The sequence below is a fragment of the Burkholderia sp. Bp8986 genome, from assembly GCF_003854225.1.
Taxonomy (GTDB): Bacteria; Pseudomonadota; Gammaproteobacteria; order Burkholderiales; family Burkholderiaceae; genus Burkholderia.
On record NZ_QTQM01000002.1, the window covers coordinates 331,130 to 349,337 of the forward strand.

The 18,208-nt window shown below is 67.6% G+C and carries 16 protein-coding genes; 4 read left to right on the forward strand and 12 right to left on the reverse strand.

Annotated features, from left to right (window positions below; all coding sequences use genetic code 11):
• Positions 1-70: 70 nt before the first annotated feature.
• Genes rsmA through DID99_RS03490 form a run of 4 tightly spaced genes read right to left on the reverse strand, consistent with a single transcriptional unit; the run spans position 71 to position 5,722 of the window.
• Positions 71-901 (reverse strand): 16S rRNA (adenine(1518)-N(6)/adenine(1519)-N(6))-dimethyltransferase RsmA, encoded by an 831-nt coding sequence (rsmA, locus tag DID99_RS03475; RefSeq protein ID WP_124666066.1) that lies wholly within the window; start codon positions 899-901, stop codon positions 71-73.
• Between the two features lie 49 nt (positions 902-950).
• On the reverse strand, positions 951-1,940 hold the full coding sequence (pdxA, locus tag DID99_RS03480) for a 4-hydroxythreonine-4-phosphate dehydrogenase PdxA (protein ID WP_124666067.1): 990 nt from the start codon (positions 1,938-1,940) through the stop codon (positions 951-953).
• Between the two features lie 11 nt (positions 1,941-1,951).
• Entirely contained in the window at positions 1,952-3,310 is a 1,359-nt protein-coding gene (locus DID99_RS03485) for a peptidylprolyl isomerase (RefSeq protein ID WP_124488618.1), read from the reverse strand.
• A gap of 51 nt (positions 3,311-3,361) precedes the next feature.
• Positions 3,362-5,722 carry an LPS-assembly protein LptD gene (locus DID99_RS03490; RefSeq protein WP_124521052.1) on the reverse strand — a complete coding sequence of 787 codons (2,361 nt, stop codon included), beginning with the start codon at positions 5,720-5,722 and terminating at the stop codon, positions 3,362-3,364.
• Between the two features lie 223 nt (positions 5,723-5,945).
• On the opposite strand from DID99_RS03490, the gene DID99_RS03495 reads away from it, so the two are divergent.
• Entirely contained in the window at positions 5,946-6,995 is a 1,050-nt protein-coding gene (locus DID99_RS03495) for an aminoglycoside phosphotransferase family protein (protein ID WP_124521051.1), read from the forward strand.
• A gap of 31 nt (positions 6,996-7,026) precedes the next feature.
• Positions 7,027-7,749 carry an N-acetylmuramate alpha-1-phosphate uridylyltransferase MurU gene (gene murU / locus DID99_RS03500; RefSeq protein WP_124488615.1) on the forward strand — a complete coding sequence of 241 codons (723 nt, stop codon included), beginning with the start codon at positions 7,027-7,029 and terminating at the stop codon, positions 7,747-7,749.
• A 48-nt stretch (positions 7,750-7,797) separates the two neighbouring features.
• On the opposite strand, the gene DID99_RS03505 is transcribed toward murU, so the two are convergent.
• Complete coding sequence (locus DID99_RS03505; protein ID WP_124666068.1) at positions 7,798-9,669, reverse strand: ABC transporter ATP-binding protein/permease; 1,872 nt, start codon at positions 9,667-9,669, stop codon at positions 7,798-7,800.
• Between the two features lie 175 nt (positions 9,670-9,844).
• Here DID99_RS03505 and DID99_RS03515 point away from each other — a divergent pair, with 175 nt between their 5' ends.
• Positions 9,845-10,240 (forward strand): acyl-CoA thioesterase, encoded by a 396-nt coding sequence (locus DID99_RS03515; protein ID WP_027789162.1) that lies wholly within the window; start codon positions 9,845-9,847, stop codon positions 10,238-10,240.
• A 40-nt stretch (positions 10,241-10,280) separates the two neighbouring features.
• On the opposite strand, the gene DID99_RS03520 is transcribed toward DID99_RS03515, so the two are convergent.
• The gene (locus DID99_RS03520) at positions 10,281-10,763 is read right to left on the reverse strand and encodes a nitrate reductase associated protein (protein ID WP_044846821.1); all 483 of its coding nucleotides are present in this window, start codon (positions 10,761-10,763) and stop codon (positions 10,281-10,283) included.
• A 114-nt stretch (positions 10,764-10,877) separates the two neighbouring features.
• Here DID99_RS03520 and fdhD point away from each other — a divergent pair, with 114 nt between their 5' ends.
• Positions 10,878-11,708 carry a formate dehydrogenase accessory sulfurtransferase FdhD gene (gene fdhD, locus DID99_RS03525; protein ID WP_124488613.1) on the forward strand — a complete coding sequence of 277 codons (831 nt, stop codon included), beginning with the start codon at positions 10,878-10,880 and terminating at the stop codon, positions 11,706-11,708.
• Here the strand turns inward: fdhD and DID99_RS03530 are convergent.
• The 6 genes from DID99_RS03530 to DID99_RS03555 all read right to left on the reverse strand — a co-directional run bounded on the left by DID99_RS03530 (position 11,693) and on the right by DID99_RS03555 (position 18,199).
• Positions 11,693-12,868, reverse strand: a complete 1,176-nt coding sequence (locus DID99_RS03530; protein ID WP_124521103.1) for a fatty acid desaturase — start codon at positions 12,866-12,868, stop codon at positions 11,693-11,695. The two genes, fdhD and DID99_RS03530, sit on opposite strands and share 16 nt — an antisense overlap.
• Positions 12,869-12,963: 95 nt before the next feature.
• Positions 12,964-13,296 carry a cytochrome o ubiquinol oxidase subunit IV gene (gene cyoD / locus DID99_RS03535; RefSeq protein WP_124488612.1) on the reverse strand — a complete coding sequence of 111 codons (333 nt, stop codon included), beginning with the start codon at positions 13,294-13,296 and terminating at the stop codon, positions 12,964-12,966.
• A complete protein-coding gene (cyoC, locus tag DID99_RS03540) occupies positions 13,297-13,908 on the reverse strand; it encodes a cytochrome o ubiquinol oxidase subunit III (protein WP_124570709.1) in 612 nt (203 codons plus the stop codon).
• The gene (gene cyoB / locus DID99_RS03545; protein ID WP_124488610.1) at positions 13,908-15,920 is read right to left on the reverse strand and encodes a cytochrome o ubiquinol oxidase subunit I; all 2,013 of its coding nucleotides are present in this window, start codon (positions 15,918-15,920) and stop codon (positions 13,908-13,910) included. Before cyoB ends, cyoC begins: the two co-directional genes overlap by 1 nt.
• A 3-nt stretch (positions 15,921-15,923) precedes the next feature.
• Positions 15,924-16,814 carry a ubiquinol oxidase subunit II gene (gene cyoA / locus DID99_RS03550; protein WP_124666069.1) on the reverse strand — a complete coding sequence of 297 codons (891 nt, stop codon included), beginning with the start codon at positions 16,812-16,814 and terminating at the stop codon, positions 15,924-15,926.
• Between the two features lie 617 nt (positions 16,815-17,431).
• Positions 17,432-18,199, reverse strand: coding sequence for an enoyl-CoA hydratase (locus tag DID99_RS03555; RefSeq protein WP_044846827.1), 768 nt, complete (start codon positions 18,197-18,199; stop codon positions 17,432-17,434).
• Positions 18,200-18,208: the final 9 nt, after the last annotated feature.

An 18,208-nucleotide genomic window follows, 5' to 3' on the forward strand; every position in this document is an offset into this window, starting at 1 on the left:
AAGCTGCCCGCTCAGGGCAGCCTCGTCGATCGCGCTAGGGGCAGGCGCCAGGTGCGACGCCCGCATGCCGCTACTCCGCGGCCTTGCGCGCCGCTGCAAGCGCCTGCGCGACGCCGACATATTCGGCCACGCTGACATCCTCCGCGCGTCGCGCGAGATCGAAGCCGAGCGCGTCGAAATCGATCGTCTCGCGGTAGTCGCCGAGCGTATTGCGCAGCATCTTGCGGCGCTGCGAGAACGCGGCGGTGACGACTTCGCCGAGCAGCACGGGATCGACGTCCGGCAGTTCGTGCGGCTCGTACGGAATCATCCGGACGATCGCCGAATCGACCTTCGGCGGCGGCTGGAACGATTCCGGCGGCACGTCGAGCATCTTCTCCATCATATAGCGGTACTGCAGCATCACCGACAGTCGCGAGAACGCCTTCGTGCCCGGCTCCGCGACCATCCGTTCGACGACTTCGTTCTGCAGCATGAAATGCTGATCGATGACCGCGTCGGCGAACGTCATCAGGTGAAACAGCAGCGGGCTGGAAATGTTGTACGGCAGGTTGCCGACGATCCGCAGCGACGGCTTGTCGCCGGGTGCCGCGAGCGAGCGGAAGTCGAACGCGAGCGCGTCGCCCGCGTGCAGCTCCAGCAGCGCGCCGAAGCGCTGCTGCAGGCGCCCGATCAGGTCGCGGTCGAGCTCGACCGCATGCAGCGGCGACTCGGGCGTCGCGAGACGCGCGATCAGCGGCTCGGTCAGCGCGCCGAGGCCGGGGCCGATCTCGACCATCCGCTGGCCGCGCGCGGGGCCGATCGTCGCGACGATCGAGTCGATCACGCCGTGATCGACGAGGAAGTTCTGCCCGAAGCGCTTGCGCGCGAAGTGGCCTTGGTGCTGTCTGCTGTTCGACATCGACTGAGAAAAACGAAAAATACGACGAATGAGGTCAGGCTCGTGCGTGTCAGGCCGCGCGGCGATGGCGCGCCATCGTGACGGCCGTGTCGAGCGCGGCGACCATGCTGCCCGGATCCGCGCGGCCCGTGCCGGCCAGATCCAGCGCCGTGCCGTGATCGACCGACGTGCGGATGATCGGCAGCCCGAGCGTGACGTTGATGCCCTCGCCGAAGGTCGCATACTTCAGCACGGGCAAGCCCTGATCGTGGAACATCGCAAGCACGCAATCGGCGCCCTCGAGATGGCGCGGCTGGAACAGCGTGTCGGCCGGATACGGGCCGCGCGCGTCGATGCCCTGCGCTTGCGCGCGTGCGAGCGCCGGCGAGATCACGTCGATCTCCTCGCGCCCGAGATAGCCGTTCTCGCCCGCGTGCGGGTTCAGCCCCGTCACGAGGATGCGCGGCGCCGCGAGACCGAAGTCGCGCCGCAGGTCGCGATCGACGATCGCCAGCGTCTCGACGAGCCCGTCGATCGTCAGCGCGGCCGACACGTCCTTCAGCGGCAGGTGCGTGGTCGCGAGCGCGACGCGCAGCGGCCGCTCGCCCGTGCCTGCCAGCATCATCACGACGCGCGGCGTGTGCGTGCGTTCCGCAAGGTATTCGGTATGGCCGGTAAACGGCACGCCGGCATCGTTGATCGTGCTCTTCTGCAGCGGTGCGGTGACGATCGCGTCGAACCGGCCCGCCACCGCGCCGTCGATCGCGGCATCGAGCAGCCCGAGCACGTAGCGGCCGTTGGCCGCGTCGAGCTTGCCCGCCTGCGCGGGCACGGCGAGCGGATGATGCTCGACCGACACCGGCTCGCCGCCGGCGAGCACCGCCCGGTCGGCACCGACGGCCGCCGCGCGTGCGTCGAGCAGCGCGGCATCGCCGAGCACGGTGAAATGCGCACCGGGCCAGCGCCGCGCGGCATCCTGCAACGCCTGCACGGTCAGCTCCGGGCCGACACCCGCGGGTTCGCCGGTCGTGATCGCGATCTGCAGCGCGGATGCCGTCATGCGAAGCTCGCTCAGTTCGCCGGGCCGACGCCGCCGATCTTGTACTGCACGTACGACGAATCGCGCAGTTCACGCAGCCAGTCGGCGTACGCCTGCTCGGCCTTGCGCTGGCCGATCGCCTGGCGCGCGATATCCATCTGCTGCTGCACCGAGCCTTCCGCCTCGCGGCGCTCGACCACCTGGATCAGGTGGTAGCCGTACTCGGTGCGAATCGGCTGGCTGATCTGGCCGGCCTGCAGGTTGTTCATCGCGCGCTCGAATTCCGGCACGGTCTCGCCCGGGCTGATCCAGCCGAGATCGCCGCCCTGCGACGCCGAACCGTCCTGCGAGTAGGTGCGCGCGAACTTCTCGAAATCGCCGCCGGCCTCGACCTGCTTGCGGATGTCCTGCAGTTGCTGGCGTGCCTGGCCTTCCGACTTGCCTTCGCCGACGCGCAACAGGATGTGGCGCACGTGCGTCTGGACGATCTTCGGTGCCGCGGCGGTCGCGCCCTGGCTCTGGCGGCGGTCGACGAGACGCACGATCTCGAAGCCGTCCGGCACGCGGATCAGCGTCGGATTGACCTGGCCGGGGCGGAGCTTCGACGCGGCTTCGACGACGTCGGCCGGCAGCGCGGACGGCGCCTTGAAGCCGAGGTCGCCGCCCTTCTTCGCGTCGTTCGCTTCCGAGTTGTTCTTCGCGAGCTTCTCGAAATCGGCGCCCGACGTGGCCTGCTGCAGCAGCGCGTCGGCCTTCTTCTGCGCGGCTTCGATGTCGGCTTGCGGCGCGTTGGTCGGCGCCTTGATGAAGATGTGCTGGAAGCGCAGGTCCTGCTGCTGCGATGCGCTCGGCCCGCGCTGGCTCGCGATGTAGTTCGCGACCTCGGCGTCCGACACGGTGATCTTGCCGTCGACCTCGCGCTCGCGCAGCTTCGACAGCATCAGCTCGGTGCGGGCGTCGCTCGTGAACACGCTCCAGGGCACGCCTTGCGCGACGATGCGCGCGCGGTACTGCTCGAGCGTCATCCCGTTCGCCTGCGCGAGGCGCTGCAGCGTGGACTGCACGGTGGCATCGTCGATGCGGATCCCGTCGTCCTTGGCCTTCTGCACCTGGATGCGTTCGAGCACCATCTGGTTCAGCACCTGCGCGCGCAGCTGGTCGGCCGGCGGCACGGGCGCGTTCTGCTGCTGCAGCCGGCGCGAGATCAGGCCGACGCGCTGGTCGAGTTCGCGACCCGTGATCACGTCGTTGTTGACGACCGCGACGACTTCGTCGGCAAGCTGCGCGCCATGCGAACCAAGCGCCTGCGCCGCGGCCGGCGCAGCGGCGAGCAGCGCGGCGGCGGCGGCGAGGCTGGACACGACTGCCGCGAAACGAAGGGTTTTCTTCATTGCCACTGATACTCCATTGAAATCGTGCTGACCGGTGCAGACAAGCCGGCGTTACTCGTAGTTGCTGAAGCGGGACATCGGCGGCGGCGCGGACGGCAGCGGCGTATAGCCCGGCACCCCGGCGCGGAATGCGGCCACGAGACCGTTGTCGACGCTCGACAGCCCCTTCAACGTCAGCTGCATCATGAAGCGCGTCGACGAATTCTGCTGCCCCGACGTGTTCACGCCGTTCGCGTACCGCTGGACCCCGACTCCGAGCGCCCAGCAATCCGCGTCGTATTGTAAGCCGAGCAGACCGTCGACGACCCGGTCGGCGGCCAGGTCGTAGTTGAAGCGGCCGATCGCATACAGGCGGCGCGTGAGCGGCCACTGCGCGGACACCAGGAACTGGTTGATCGGTTGGTTGTCGAGCGTCGTGTTCGCACGCGTGTAGCGGTAGCCGACGTTGATCACGCGGCGCTCGCCCGGGCTGAAACCGAAACCGATGCTCGACTTCACGAGCTGGTTGTTGTTCTGGTTGTACTGGAACGCCGTCTCCGACATGAAGCCGGAGCCGAGTTTCAGCGCGGCGCCGACGATCAGGTCGGAGTGGCGCGCCAGCACGGCGCTCTGGCCGGAGTTCAGCGTCACGCGCTGGTCGGCGAAATAGTACTGCTGCGCGACCACGAAGCGCGCGCGCTCGTCACCGGTGCGCGGATCGATGAAGCGCGACGTCAGGCCGGCGGTGATCCGGTTCGCATCGGCGATCCGGTCGTTGCCGACGAACGTGTTCGGCTGGTAGATCTCCGCGAGGCCGAAGTCCGATTCCGCGGTGTCGAACAGCGGCGCGTTCGACTGGTCGCGATACGGCGTGTACACGTAGTACAGGCGAGGCTCGAGGGTCTGGATGAAGTCCTGGCCGAACAGGCGCACCGAGCGGTCGAAGATCAGGCCCGAGTCGAAGCTCACGGTCGGGATCGACTCGGTGAAGTGCTTCGGGCTGTTCGGCGTGCTCGACGACAGGTGGTTCAGGTCGTACGACGCGAAGTGGTACTGGACCTTCGGCACGGCGAAGTAGCCGGGGCCGTACACACCGTACGCGATATACGGGTTGAAGACGATCCGGTCGCCTTCGGTCATGTCGGCGGTCGTGATGCGGAACCGCGAATAGTCGGCTTCCGCGCCGAAGTCGAAGCCGCCGACGTTGTACTTCGTGTACTTCACGTTCAACTGCGGCTCGCGGCTGTACGGCGCGATCGACGGCGGCAGCGTCTGCCAGTGCTGGTAGCGCGCGAGCACCGACCACGGGCCGTTGTTGTACGTGAGGCCGGCTTCCTGCTGGTACAGCGTCTGCGTCCCGTTGATGAACTGGTTCATCGACCCAAGGTCTTCGGGATACGTGTTGTCCGAGACCTTGTTGTAGTAGACGTAGCCGCCGAAACCGCCGCCGAAGTTCTGCTGGTGCTGCCAGTAGATCGCGTAGCGGTTGCGGTGCGCGAGCCGGTCATCCGGCAGGTAATTGGCCGTAAACGTGCCCGAATACGACGGCGACAGGTAGCGGAACGTCGCTTCGGTCTGCACGCCGCGCCGCGAGATGATGCGCGGCGTGATCGTCAGGTCGCGGTTCGGCGCGATGTTGAAGTAGTACGGCAGCGACAGCTCGAACCCGTTGTTCGAGTTCATCGAGAACGTCGGCGGCAGCAGGCCGCTGCGCCGCTCGCCCGAGAGCGGGAACGTCATCCACGGGCTCGCGAAGATCGGCACGCCCTGGAAGAACAGCACGCCGTTGCGCGCGGTGCCTTCGTCGGCGCCCGTATCGAAGTCGAAGCGGCTGCCCTTGATGTACCACGCGGGGTTCGTCGCGCACTGGCACGCGGTGTAGGTGCCGTTGACGAACACCGAGCGCTCGCTGTCGAGCAGGTCGACGCGCTCCGCGCTGCCGGAGCCGCCCGTCACGTTGAAGTGGTACTTCGGCGCCGTCATGAAGCCCTGGTTCGCCTCGACCTTCAGATGCGCCTCGGGGCCCGCGAACGACGTGCCGCCGTTGACCACCTTGACCTGGCCGTACGCGTCGGCCATGTCGGTATCCTGATCGTAGTGGAGCGCGTCGGCCTTCACGACCGCGTCGCCGCGGCGCAGCTCGGCCGAGCCCTTCGCGGCGAGGTCCTGATCGGCCGTGCCGCTCGTATGATCGGCAATCACGAAGGTGGCCGGCTTCGCGCCGTCCTTCAGCGGATGATCCTCGAGCTGCGGGGCGAGACGCAGGTCCCACGGCGAGTCGAGCGGCTGCGGCTGCGCGGCCGCGCCCGACAGCTGCGCGTGCGACACGGCCGGCACGAGGCCGGGCACGGCCAGGAGCGCGAGCGCGAGCCGCCGTTTGCGCGGCGCCCCGTCACCGGGGAAGACATTCGGGAATAGCGGTTTGGGCGGCATCTATCGTTTGGCGAATCGCCCCTTGTCAACCGCAGCTGCACGGCACATTCGCGCGCGGCGGGCCGCACCGTCGCACCGCGACTGCGGCTGAGCGCAAACCGGGGAGGCGATCGGGCGGACGGCGCGACAGGCGGCGGGCCTGCACGGCGGAAGCTGACGCGGGGCGCGTCAAAAAAGTCGTGGGGTATTATATGGCAAGACGTTCCCCCCTCCGCCGAGTTTCATGACGCCCCCATCCGCCGCATCCCAGCCCGACGCCCGCCTCGAAGCCCTGACCGCGTGGCTGCGCCCGCTCGCCGAGCGCTTCGCCCTCGACCTGACGACCCTCGCGCCCGCGTCGTCGGACGCCAGTTTCCGCCGCTATTTCCGTGTCGCGTCGGCCACGAGCCCCGGCGGCACGCTGGTCGCGGTCGACGCGCCGCCGCCCGAGAAGTGCCGCGAATTCGTCCAGGTCGCGCAGCTGCTCGCCGCGGCCGGCAACCACGTGCCGGACGTGCTGGCCCACGATTTCGACGCCGGCTTCATGCTCGTGACCGACCTCGGCCGCACGTCGTACATCTCGGTGCTCGATCCGGCCGACCCGGTCGCCGCCCGCCCGCTGATGCGCGATGCGCTCGACGCGCTGATCCGCTTCCAGCTCAGCTCGAAGCCGGACGTGCTGCCGCCGTTCGACGAGGCGTTCCTGCGCCGCGAGATGGAGCTGCTGCCCGAGTGGTTCGTCGGCCGCCATCTCGGCAAGCCGGTCACCGACGCGATGCGCGGCACGCTCGACCGTACCTTCGCGCTGCTGGTCGCGAGCGCCCATGCGCAGCCGCAGGGCTTCATGCTGCGCGATTTCATGCCGCGCAACCTGATGGTGTGCGCGCCGAACCCGGGCGTGCTCGACTTCCAGGACGCCGTGTACGGGCCGCTGACGTACGACGTCGTGTCGCTGTTGCGCGACGCGTTCATCAGCTGGGACGAGGAGTTCGAGCTCGACTGCTTCGCGTACTACTGGGAAAAGGCGAAGAAGGCCGGCCTGCCGGTCGATCCGGACTTCGGCGAGTTCTACCGCCAGCTCGAATGGATGGGGCTGCAGCGCCACATCAAGATCCTGGGGCTGTTCGCGCGCATCAACTACCGCGACGGCAAGCCGCACTACCTGAACGACCTGCCGCGCTTCCTGAATTACGCGCGCAAGGTCGCGCTGCGCTACCGCCCGCTCGTGCCGTTCGCGAAGCTGCTCGACGAACTCGAGGGCAAGGGCGCGGCCGACGTCGGCTATACGTTCTGACCGCCCTCACCGTCCTTCCCCTCAGCCGAACATGAGCACTACCCTGACCACGGCGATGATCTTCGCCGCCGGCCGCGGCGACCGGATGCGCCCGCTGACCGATACCCGCCCGAAACCGCTGCTCGAAGCCGGCGGCAAGCCGCTGATCGTCTGGCAGATCGAGGCGCTCGCGCGTGCGGGCATCGAGACGATCGTGATCAACCACGCGTGGCTCGGCGAACAGCTCGAGGCAACGCTCGGCGACGGTTCGCGCTGGGGCGTGCGGCTCGCGTACTCGGCCGAAGGCGACGCGCTGGAAACCGCCGGCGGGATCGCGCAGGCGCTGCCGCTCATCGAGCGCGATGGCCGGCCGACGGTGTTCGCGGCGGTCGCGGGCGACGTGTACTGCGCGTTCGACTACCGGACGCTCGCGCCGCGCGCCGCGCAGATGGCCGCGCTCGATGCGCCCGCGATGCATCTCGTGATGGTGCCGAACCCGCCGTTCCATCCGGACGGCGATTTCGTGCTCCGCGACGACGGCCGGCTGGCGCTCGCCGGCGCCCCGCGCGTCACGTTCGGCAGCATCGGCGTGTACGACACGCGGATGTTCCGCGACATCGTGCCCGGCACGCACCGGCCGCTCACGCCCTACTTCAAGGCGACCATCGAGGCCGGCCGCGCGAGCGGCGAATTGTATGAAGGAATCTGGGAGAACGTCGGCACGCCCGCGCAGCTCGGCGAACTCGACGCGCGGCTGCGCGCCGCCGCGGGCTGATCGTTTCGCGGCTGACCGCGCCCGGGCCACCCGGCGCGGCAGCCACGCTCACGCGGCCTCGGCCGCTTCCCCGCCCGCCGCCGCGCGCTGCTGCTGCAGCGCCCACATCTGCGCATACAGCCCGTCCGCGCGCACGAGTTCGTCGTGCGTGCCGCGCTCGACGATCCGCCCGTGGTCCATCACGAGAATCTGCTGCGCGTGCACGACCGTCGACAGCCGGTGCGCGATCACGAGCGTCGTGCGATGCCGCGCGATCTGGTCGAGCTCGTGCTGGATCGCGCGCTCCGAGCGCGAATCGAGCGCCGACGTCGCCTCGTCGAACAGCAGCACCGGCGGATCCTTCAGCAGCGTGCGCGCGATCGCGACGCGCTGCTTCTCGCCGCCCGACAGTTTCAGCCCGCGCTCGCCGACCGGCGTGTCATAGCCCTTCGGCAAGGTCTCGATGAAGTCGTGGATGTGCGCGGCGCGCGCGGCCGCGATCACTTCGTCGCGGCTCGCGGTCGGCCGGCCGTACGCGATGTTGTAGTAGATCGAGTCGTTGAACAGCACGGTGTCCTGCGGCACGATCCCGATCGACGCGCGCAGCGAGTCCTGCGTGACGTCGCGAATGTCCTGGCCGTCGATCCGGATCGCGCCGCCCGCCTGCCGGTCGAGATCGTAGAAGCGGAACAGCAGCCGCGACAGCGTCGACTTGCCGGACCCGCTGTGGCCGACCACCGCGGTCGTCGTGCCCGCGTCGATCGTAAACGTCACGTCGTGCAGGATCTGCCGCGACGCTTCGTACGAGAAGTTCACGTGCTCGAAGCGCACCTGCGCGCCGGCCACCGCAAGCGGCCTCGCGTCGGGCGCATCCGCGACTTCCTTCGCGGCCGACAGCAACCCGAACATCCGGTCCATGTCGGTGAGGCTCTGCTTCAGCTCGCGATACACGACGCCGAGAAAATTCAGCGGAATGTAGAGCTGCAGCATGAACGTGTTGATCAGCACGAGATCGCCGAGCGTCAGCTTGCCGGCCAGCACGCCCTGCGTCGCGCGCCACAGGATGAACACGAGCCCGGTGCCGATGATCGCCTGCTGGCCGAAGTTCAGCACCGACAACGAGTTCTGCGAACGGATCGCGGCCTTGCGGTAACGCTTCAGGTTCTCGTCGTAGCGCTGCGCCTCCCACTCCTCGTTGCCGAAGTACTTCACCGTCTCGTAGTTGATCAGCGAATCGATCGCCCGCGAGTTCGCGCGCGAATCGAGCTCGTTCATCGTGCGGCGAAAGTGCGTGCGCCAGTTGGTGACCTTCACGGTGAACACGATGTACGTGACCAGCGCCGCGAACGTCACGTACGCGTAATACGCCTCGTACTTGACCACGAAGAAGCCGAGCACGAGCCCGACCTCGACGAGCGTCGGCAGGATGCTGTACAGCGAATAGGAAATCAGTTGCTGGATGCCGCGCGTGCCGCGCTCGATGTCGCGCGACATGCCGCCCGTCTGGCGTTCGAGATGGAAGCGCAGCGACAGCCCGTGCAGATGCCGGAACACCCGCAGCGCGAGCTGGCGCACCGCGCTCTCGGTGACCTTCGAGAACAGGATCTCGCGCAGCTCGGTGAACAGCGACGTCGACAGCCGCACGAGCGCATAGGCGATGACCAGCAAACCGACGCCGCCGGCGAGCACGATGCCGGCCGACTGCTCCGCGCGGCCGAGCGCGGTGAGCTGCTGCACGGCGGACAGGTGATCGACGATGCGCTTCATCACGACCGGCACGCCGAGGTTCGCGACCTTCGCGCCGATCAGGCAGCCGAGCGCGAGCGCGACGCGCCATTTGTAGGTAGCGAGGTACGGCAGCAGCGACCGGATGGTCTGCCAGTCGTTGCGGGGCCCGGTCGGAGCCGGCGCGGGCTCGCCGGAAGCGGAATATCGGCGCATGGGGATCAGGATCGGCGGCGGTGCCGCACGCGTGCCGCGGCGGCCGACTCGCCCGCTTTCTCGTACAATTTGCGAACGTTGTATTGTCGCAGAAGCCGCTACGCGCCGCTGCCGGCGCCCTCGCCGGCCGGCCTGCGCGCGGCGGCGCATTTATTACAGGATGAAAGCCTCCGCCATGACCGATTCGACCCTCGAACTCCCGCAAAAGCAGCCCGCGCTGCGCGTCGTCCCGCAACCGCACGACGCGAACGTCCACGGCGACGTGTTCGGCGGCTGGATCATGTCGCAGGTCGACATCGCCGGCTCGATCCCCGCGAGCCAGCGCGCGAACGGCCGCGTCGCGACGGTCGCGGTCAATTCGTTCGTATTCAAGCAGCCGGTGTTCGTCGGCGACCTGCTGAGCTTCTACGCGACCATCATGCGCACCGGCAACACGTCGATCACGGTCGACGTCGAGGTGTACGCGCAGCGCATGCGCCTGATGGGCGAAATCGTGAAGGTCACCGAAGCGACGCTCACCTACGTCGCGACCGGCCCCGACCGCAAGCCGCGTCAGCTGCCGCCGCTGTAACGACGCATGCGCGCCGCGCGGCGGCGCCGCATCCGGCCCGTCAGTGCGTGGCCGTCAGCCCGAACTCCCGCATCGCGGGCACGAAGTCGTGATTGAGCTTCGGCTTGCGCGACAGCTTCACCAGCACGTAGCGCTGGAACGGCGCGAGCCGCTGCCACTGCGCGAGCGCGGGTGCCGGCAGCCCGGCCAGCGCGCTCTGCTGCACGAGCGCGTCCGGCACCGAGTCGGTCGCGCGCCAGCTCGGCTGCTCGTCCGGCTGAAACCACGACGGTTCGAGGTCGGCATGCGTGCGCAGCATTTCGAACAGCGCGTGATCGAAATTGGGCTCGATCGCGGTGTCGTCGTCGGCCGGAAAGCGCGCGAGCAGCTTGCGGTCCTCGAGCGGCAGCAGTTGCCACTGCTCCAGCGAAATCCGCAGACCGAAACGGTCGAGATTGAAACGCACGATCATCGGGATGTACGTGAGGTTTTCCGACGAATCGTGTTCGAAATTGAATAGCAGCGGAGCGTCGCTGAGTCCCATGGTCGTTACCTGAGTGGCGGATGCCGGCGCGGCCGGCCTGCCTGAGGTATTTTAGAACCTCTGCGCGCGAGCGGCGGACCCGATCGCCGCCGCCCCTGCCTCGAATCAACGGGAGTGCTCGTGAATCCGACCGAAACAGAAGAGCCGCGCGGCGCGATCGAGCTGTCCGTGCGCCGCACGCGCGGCGGAGCCGTCGAAACCGCGCACGACTACGTCGGCCAGGAATGGCCGGTCGCGCTGGTCTTCAACGGCATCTCGCACGCGGTGATGATGTGCACGCCGCGCGACCTCGAGGCGTTCGCGGTCGGCTTCGCGATCTCGGAAGGGATCGTCGAGCGCGGCAGCGACATCAAGGACATCGACGTGATCCTGCACGCCGACGCGCCGCTGCCGCACGCGGAGGTGCATCTGGAAGTCGTCCAGCAGGCGTTCGCCGCGCTGAAGGACCGGCGCCGCGCGCTCGCGGGGCGTACCGGCTGCGGCGTGTGCGGCATCGAAAGCATCGACCTGCTCGACCTCGCGCCCGAACGCGTACCCGACACCGGTTTTCTCACGCGCCTCGCGCCCGACGCGCTCGCGCGCGCGGCCCACGGGCTGCCGGCGCACCAGGCGCTCACGCAGCTCACCGGCGGCCTGCATGCGGCCGCGTGGTGCGACGCAACAGGCGCGATCCGAATGGCGTTCGAGGACGTCGGCCGCCACAACGCGCTCGACAAGCTGATCGGCGCGCTCGTGCTGGCGCGCGCCGACGCGACCGACGGCTTCGTGTTCCTGTCGAGCCGCGCGAGCTACGAGCTCGTGCGCAAGTCGGCGCGGGTCGGCATTCCGATGGTCGCGACGATCTCCGCGCCGTCGTCGCTCGCGATCGAGATCGCAAAGGCGGCCGGCCTGCGGCTCGTCAGCTTCTGCCGCGAAACCGGCCACGTCGATTACGGCACCGCCTGAGCGGTCGCAGCGGGCGCGTTGCCCGCGGCTTCGGGAACCGCCCCCTGCCGCGCGCCCGCCGCGGCCGGCGCGCGCACCTCGGGCGCCGCCTCGCTCGTCACGTTTCCGCGATAGTCGGTCCAGAGCTTGCGGTCGGTGTCATAGAGCTTGCAGCGGCGGGCCGTGTCGAAGTACCAGCGCCAGCCGAAGCGCTGCACGACGATCCGCCCGGGCAGCATGTCCTCCAGCTTCGCCTGCGCCGGCTTGAGCCGGTACAGCGGCACGCTCATGTCGACGTGATGCGCCGTGTGCTCCATGATGTGGTGCAGCAGGCCGCCGATACCGAACGGAAACGTCAGGTGCAGCGTGGTCGACACGAACGGTGCAGCATTGGACCATTCGGCGCGGTTCGCGTGCCATGCGATGCGCGGGTCGGTATGGTGGACATACACGACGAAGCCGATCATCGAGCACCAGAACAGGAACGGCACGAGCACGCCGGTCGCGAGCAGCAGCGCGACGGATTGCTGCGTCTCGATCGCCACCCCGACGACGGCGGCGATCCACACGGCCGCGAAGCCCGTCACCAGCAGGCAGTCGCGCCGGAATACCGGCCGCGACGCACCGATATAGCCCCGGGTCGGGAAATACATCCGCAGCCACCAGATCTCGACGAGATAGTAGAGGCCCGGCGCCCATCCGCTCCGGTAGATGCGATCCAGCCACCGCCGCGCCGGCGACAGCGCGGCGAATTCCGCCGGCGTATGCGGCGCCCACACGAAATCGAAGCCCTTCAGGTTCGTATAGCCGTGATGCACGACGTTGTGCCCGACTTCCCACAGGCTGTAAGGCGTCAGCGACGGCAGGAAGGCGATGCGGCCGAGCCAGCGGTTCAGCCGGCGGTCGGGCGTCAGGCTCTGATGGCACGCATCGTGCCCGATGATGAACAGTCGCCCGGTGATGAACCCGGCGGCCATCCCGCAGGCGATCTTGCCGACCGTCGACGGAATCAGCAGCGCGCCGGCGAACGCCGCGAACAGCAACAGGTAGTCGAGCACGAGCAGCAGGATCGGGCGCACGATCTCGCGCGTGGCGAACGGCACGAGCCATGCGCGGATGACCTTGCGGTGCGGGATCGGCTCGTCGGCGCGAACCGGTGTCTGGGAATCGTTGTTGACCATGATGCAGAAAGGCATGCGATTCGCACGCCCGAAAGAAAAGGAGCCGTGCGGCACGCACGGCGCAGCGGGACGGGACGAACCGCGCCCCGGGCCGGTTATCGCGACATCATGTTCATGCTGACGTTGTGCATCACCCACAGCGTCCCGACGATCAGGATCAGCGCGGTCAGCACCGTATAGCTGAACGCCATCACGTTCCAGCGCTGGCTGGACGACGCGTTCATGTGCAGGAAGCAGACGAGATGCACGACGATCTGCACGAATGCGAGCCCCGCGAGCGCGATGATCGCCGCCTTCGGCGCCAGCATGCCGCCCATCACGAGGCCGAACGACGCGGCCGTCAGCAGCACCGACAGCACGAAACCGACGAGGTAGCCGCCGGCCGTGCCGTGCGCGTCATCGTGGTGGATGAGTTCCGAATGGGCCATTTAGATCACGCTCGCGAGATAGACGAAGGAGAACACGCAGATCCAGACGATGTCGAGGAAGTGCCAGAAGAGGCTCAGGCAGGTGAGGCGCCGGACGTCGCGCTCCGTCATGCCGGGGCCGCGGGCGATCTGCACGACGAGCACGACCATCCACAACAGGCCGACCGCCACGTGCAGCCCGTGCGTGCCGACGAGCGCGAAGAACGCCGACAGGAATGCGCTGCGCTGCGGGCCCGCACCCTGGGCGATCAGGTGCGAGAACTCGCGCAGTTCCATCGCGAGGAACGCGGCGCCCAGCACGAACGTCACCGCGAGCCACACGAACACCGCGCCGCGCCGGCGGCGCTGCGCGCCGAGCATCGCGAACCCGTACGTGATGCTCGACAGCAGCAGCGCCGCCGTCTCGAGCGCGACACCCGGAATGTCGAACAGGTCCTTCGCGGTCGGACCGCCGGCGAACTGGTTGCCGAGCACCGCGAACGTCGCGAACAGCGACGCGAAGATCACGCAGTCGGTCATCAGGTACAGCCAGAAGCCGAACACCGAATGCGACGGCGGATGGTGGTGCGCGGCCGGATGACGGGCGGCGCCCGCGAGAGATTGATACGACATCAGTTCGTCTCCAGTTCGACTTCCGGCGCCGGCGTGCCGATCCGCACGCCCGCGCGTTGTTCCTCGATCTTGCGGACGGTATCCGCCGGAATGTAATAGCCGTCGTTGTCCTGTGCGCTGTACAGCACCACCGTCGCGACGATGCCGACGAGCGCGGCGATCGCGAGCCACCAGATGTGCCAGACGAGCGCGAAGCCGAGCAGCAGGCTGAAGATGCCGACGAAGAAGCCCGCGCTCGTGTTCGACGGCATGTGGATGTCTTCGTACCTGACGTTCTTGCCGAGGCCGAGCCCGAGGCCCTTCGCCTTGCGATACGCGAGTTCGTCGAGTTCGTGCACGTTCGGGAGCACCGCGAAGTTGTAGACGGCAGGCGGCGACGACGTCGCCCATTCGAGCGTGCGGCCGTTCCACGGGTCGCCCGTCGCGTCGCGATACTGCGGCTGGTTGCGATTGCGCCAGCCGACCCACACCGATGCGACCTGGCACAGTACGCCGATCGCGATCAGCGCGACGCCGAACGCGGCGGCGACCAGCCACGGATGCCATGCCGGGTTGTCGTAGTGGTTCAGGCGGCGCGTCATGCCCATGAAGCCGAGCACGTACAGCGGCACGAACGACGCGTAGAAGCCGAGGAACCAGCACCAGAACGCGCGCTTGCCGAACTTCTCGTCGAGCCGGAAGCCGAACACCTTCGGGAACCAGTAGTGAACGCCCGCGAAGTAGCCGAACACGACGCCGCCGATGATCGCGTTGTGGAAGTGCGCGATCAGGAACAGGCTGTTGTGCAGCACGAAATCCGCGCCCGGAATCGCCATCATCACGCCGGTCATCCCGCCGAGCGTGAACGTGACCATGAAACCGATCGTCCACAGCACCGGCGCCGTGAATTCGATGCGGCCGCGATACATCGTGAACAGCCAGTTGAAGATCTTCACGCCGGTCGGGATCGCGATGACCATCGTCATGATCCCGAAAAATGCGTTGACGTCGGCCCCCGAGCCCATCGTGAAGAAGTGATGCAGCCACACGAGGAACGCGAGCACCATGATCACGCACGATGCATAGACCATCGTCCGGTAGCCGAACAGCGGCTTCTTCGCGAACGTCGCGATGACTTCCGAATAGATGCCGAACGCGGGCAGCACGAGGATGTACACCTCCGGATGCCCCCACGCCCAGATCAGGTTCAGGTACAGCATCGCGTTGCCGCCGGCTTCGTTGGTGAAGAAATGCATGTCGAGGTAGCGATCGAGGCCGAGCAGCGCGAGCGCGACGGTCAGGATCGGGAACGTCGCCATGATCAGCACGTTCGAGCAGAGCGCGGTCCACGTGAACACCGGCATCTTCATCAGCGTCATGCCCGGCGCGCGCATCTTGATGATCGTCACGAAGAAGTTGATCGACGTGATCAGCGTCCCGACGCCCGAGATCTGCAGCGCCCACAGGTAGTAGTCGACCCCGACGCCCGGGCTGAACTGCAGCTCCGACAGCGGCGGATACGCGAGCCAGCCCGTCTGCGCGAATTCGCCGATCACGAGCGAAACGTTCATCAGGATCGCGGCGACCGCCGTCATCCAGAAGGAGAGCGAGTTCAGGAACGGGAACGCGACGTCGCGCGCGCCGATCTGCAGCGGCACGATCAGGTTGAAGAACGCGACCAGCAGCGCCATCGCCATGAAGAAGATCATGATCACGCCGTGCGCGGTGAAGACCTGGTCGTAGTGATGCGGCGGCAGGTAGCCGGGACCGTTGTACGCGAGCGCGAGCTGCAGGCGCATCATCACGGCGTCCGCGAAGCCGCGCAGCAGCATCAGCACCGCGACGACCAGGTACATCACGCCGATCTTCTTGTGATCGACGGACGTCAGCCATTCGCTCCACAGCCATTTCCACCGGCCCGCGACCGTCAGCGCGGCGACGATGCCCAGCACGACGAGCCCCATGAAGGCGCTCGCCCCCATGATGATGGGCTGATCGAACGGGATCGCCGAAAGAGTCAGTTTTCCGAACATGCGTTACCCCTTCGTCGTGCAGGCGGCGTCCTTCGGGTCGAGGACGTGGCCGTTGTTGTATTTCGCGATGATGTTGTGGAACAGCTTCGGGTCGACCGACGAGAAATAGCGCACGGGCGCCTTCTCGCCCGGCTGCGCGACCGTGCCGTACGCGGTCATGTCGAGCCGGTCGGACGACGCCTTCACCTTCCGCACCCACGCGTCGAACTGCTCGCGCGGCTCGGCGAGCGTGCGGAACTTCATGTCGGAGAAGCCGCGGCCGCTGTAGTTGGCGGACACGCCTGCGTAGTCGCCCGCCTCGTCGGCGATCAGGTGCAGGCGCGTCTGCATGCCGGCCATCGCATAGACCTGGCTGCCAAGCTGCGGGATGAAGAACGAGTTCATCACCGAGTCGGACGTGATGCGGAAATTCACCGGCGTGCCGACCGGAATCGCGAGCTGGTTCACCGACGCGATGCCGAGTTCCGGATAGATGAACAGCCACTTCCAGTCGAGCGCGACGACCTCGACATTGATCGGCTTGACCGACGATTCGATCGGCTTGTACGGGTCGAGCTCCTGCGTCGTCCGCCACGTGAGCACGCCGAGGAACAGGATGATCAGCGTCGGCACCGTCCAGATCACGACCTCGATCGCGGTCGAATGCGACCAGTTCGGCGCGTAGGCGGCGTTGCGGTTCGATGCGCGGTAGCGCCATGCGAACCACAGCGTGAGCAGGATCACCGGAATGACGACGATCAGCATCGCCCACGTCGCTGTCGCGATCAGCGATTTTTCCGCGACGCCCACCGCGCCCTTCGGATCGAGCACGTGAAGGTCGCTGCATCCGGCGAGTCCAGCCAGCAGCCCGATGACGGGTGCCGCACGCGCCCCGCCGGTGATTCGTCCGATCATTGTTCGTTCGCCTGATTGTCGTTGAGAAGAACCGCTGGCCGCACGCCGCCATCGCGCGACGCATCCGGCCGCGGCGACCTGTGCGCGAACTGTACGGAAAATTGCCGCAGTGCAACTTGACGGGGGACAAGGTTTGCCGAGGTGAGTCGGAACTGCCCGGAGGGGTGGGCGCTGGGGCTAGGCTAGGCTAGGCTAGGCTAGGCTAGGCTGGGCTGGGCTGGGCTGGGCTGAGGCTGAGGCTGAGGCTGAGGCTGAGGCTGAGGCTGGGGCTGAGGGCTGGCGATGGCCTGCGGCAAAACGGTCACCGGGCCTTCCCTCAAGCGTCGCGGATAGCAGGCACTAACGGGACGGAAAGCATGACGGCGCTGCGCCGCAACATGAGGGGCGCCGGCGCGAATTGCGAGGCTGTCTCGGCGGCGGAACTGCAGCGGATGCGGGGAACGAGGAACACCACGCGAACGCATGGCGATTCAGAATCGAGCCGACCCGCCGATTGATGCGTCGGCCACGAGGACCAAACGCACGCCACGCGACGAGCGACGAGCGGCGCACAGACGCAAGCGTTGTCGCGCCAGACGGCCAAGGCGTCCGGCGCGACGGAGCGTCTGCGCCCCGTATCAGTCGAACTGACGGAAATCCGGCTTGCGCTTCTCGAAGAACGCCGTCATCGCCTCGCGCGCTTCCGGCGCACGCAGCATCGCGGAGAAATGGCCGGCTTCCTCGCTCATCCGCGCGGCCACGGCCACCCCGCCCGTCTCCTTCAGCAGCGCCTTCGTCACGCGCAGCGACGACGCCGGCAGTGCCGCGAGCTTCGCGGCCTGCTTCGCCGCGAATGCGTCGAGTTCGGCGGCCGGCAGCACGCGATTGACGATGCCGATGCGATGCGCTTCCAGCGCGTCGAACGCTTCTCCGAGCAGCAGCTTTTCAGCGGCGACCTGATGGCCGGCCAGCCGCGGCAGCAGCACGCTCGATGCGGCTTCCGGGCACAGCCCGAGCTGCGCGAACGGCAGCGAGAACGTCGCGGTGTCGGCCGCGTAGACGAGATCGCAGTGCAGCAGCATCGTCACGCCGACGCCGACCGCGACGCCCGGCACCGCGGCCACGATCGGCTTGGTCGCGCCGCTGATCCGCGCGAGGAACTGGAATACCGAAGCGTTCTCGTCCTTCGGCGGCGTCTTCAGGAAATCCTCGAGATCGTTCCCCGCGCTGAAGTTGCCGTCGCTGCCGCGCAGCAGGATCACGCGGATCGCCTTGTCTTCCTGCGCGTCGGCGAGCGCATCGGCCATCGTCTGGTACATCGCCGCCGTCAGCGCGTTCTTCTTCGCCGGGCGCGCGATCGTGATCGTCAGCACGCCGTCGGCGCGTTCCACTTGAATTTCGGCCACAACCGTCTC

Coding starts and splice junctions, on each gene's coding strand:
- DID99_RS03490 (WP_124521052.1), bottom strand. CDS start 5,722: ATGCCGCCCAAACCGCTATTCCCGAATGTCTTCCCCGGTGACGGGGCG.
- DID99_RS03495 (WP_124521051.1), top strand. CDS start 5,946: ATGACGCCCCCATCCGCCGCATCCCAGCCCGACGCCCGCCTCGAAGCC.
- DID99_RS03520 (WP_044846821.1), bottom strand. CDS start 10,763: ATGGGACTCAGCGACGCTCCGCTGCTATTCAATTTCGAACACGATTCG.
- cyoB (WP_124488610.1), bottom strand. CDS start 15,920: ATGTTCGGAAAACTGACTCTTTCGGCGATCCCGTTCGATCAGCCCATC.
- rsmA (WP_124666066.1), bottom strand. CDS start 901: ATGTCGAACAGCAGACAGCACCAAGGCCACTTCGCGCGCAAGCGCTTC.
- pdxA (WP_124666067.1), bottom strand. CDS start 1,940: ATGACGGCATCCGCGCTGCAGATCGCGATCACGACCGGCGAACCCGCG.
- murU (WP_124488615.1), top strand. CDS start 7,027: ATGAGCACTACCCTGACCACGGCGATGATCTTCGCCGCCGGCCGCGGC.
- DID99_RS03505 (WP_124666068.1), bottom strand. CDS start 9,669: ATGCGCCGATATTCCGCTTCCGGCGAGCCCGCGCCGGCTCCGACCGGG.
- cyoA (WP_124666069.1), bottom strand. CDS start 16,814: ATGATCGGACGAATCACCGGCGGGGCGCGTGCGGCACCCGTCATCGGG.
- cyoC (WP_124570709.1), bottom strand. CDS start 13,908: ATGTCGTATCAATCTCTCGCGGGCGCCGCCCGTCATCCGGCCGCGCAC.
- DID99_RS03485 (WP_124488618.1), bottom strand. CDS start 3,310: ATGAAGAAAACCCTTCGTTTCGCGGCAGTCGTGTCCAGCCTCGCCGCC.
- DID99_RS03515 (WP_027789162.1), top strand. CDS start 9,845: ATGACCGATTCGACCCTCGAACTCCCGCAAAAGCAGCCCGCGCTGCGC.
- cyoD (WP_124488612.1), bottom strand. CDS start 13,296: ATGGCCCATTCGGAACTCATCCACCACGATGACGCGCACGGCACGGCC.
- DID99_RS03530 (WP_124521103.1), bottom strand. CDS start 12,868: ATGGTCAACAACGATTCCCAGACACCGGTTCGCGCCGACGAGCCGATC.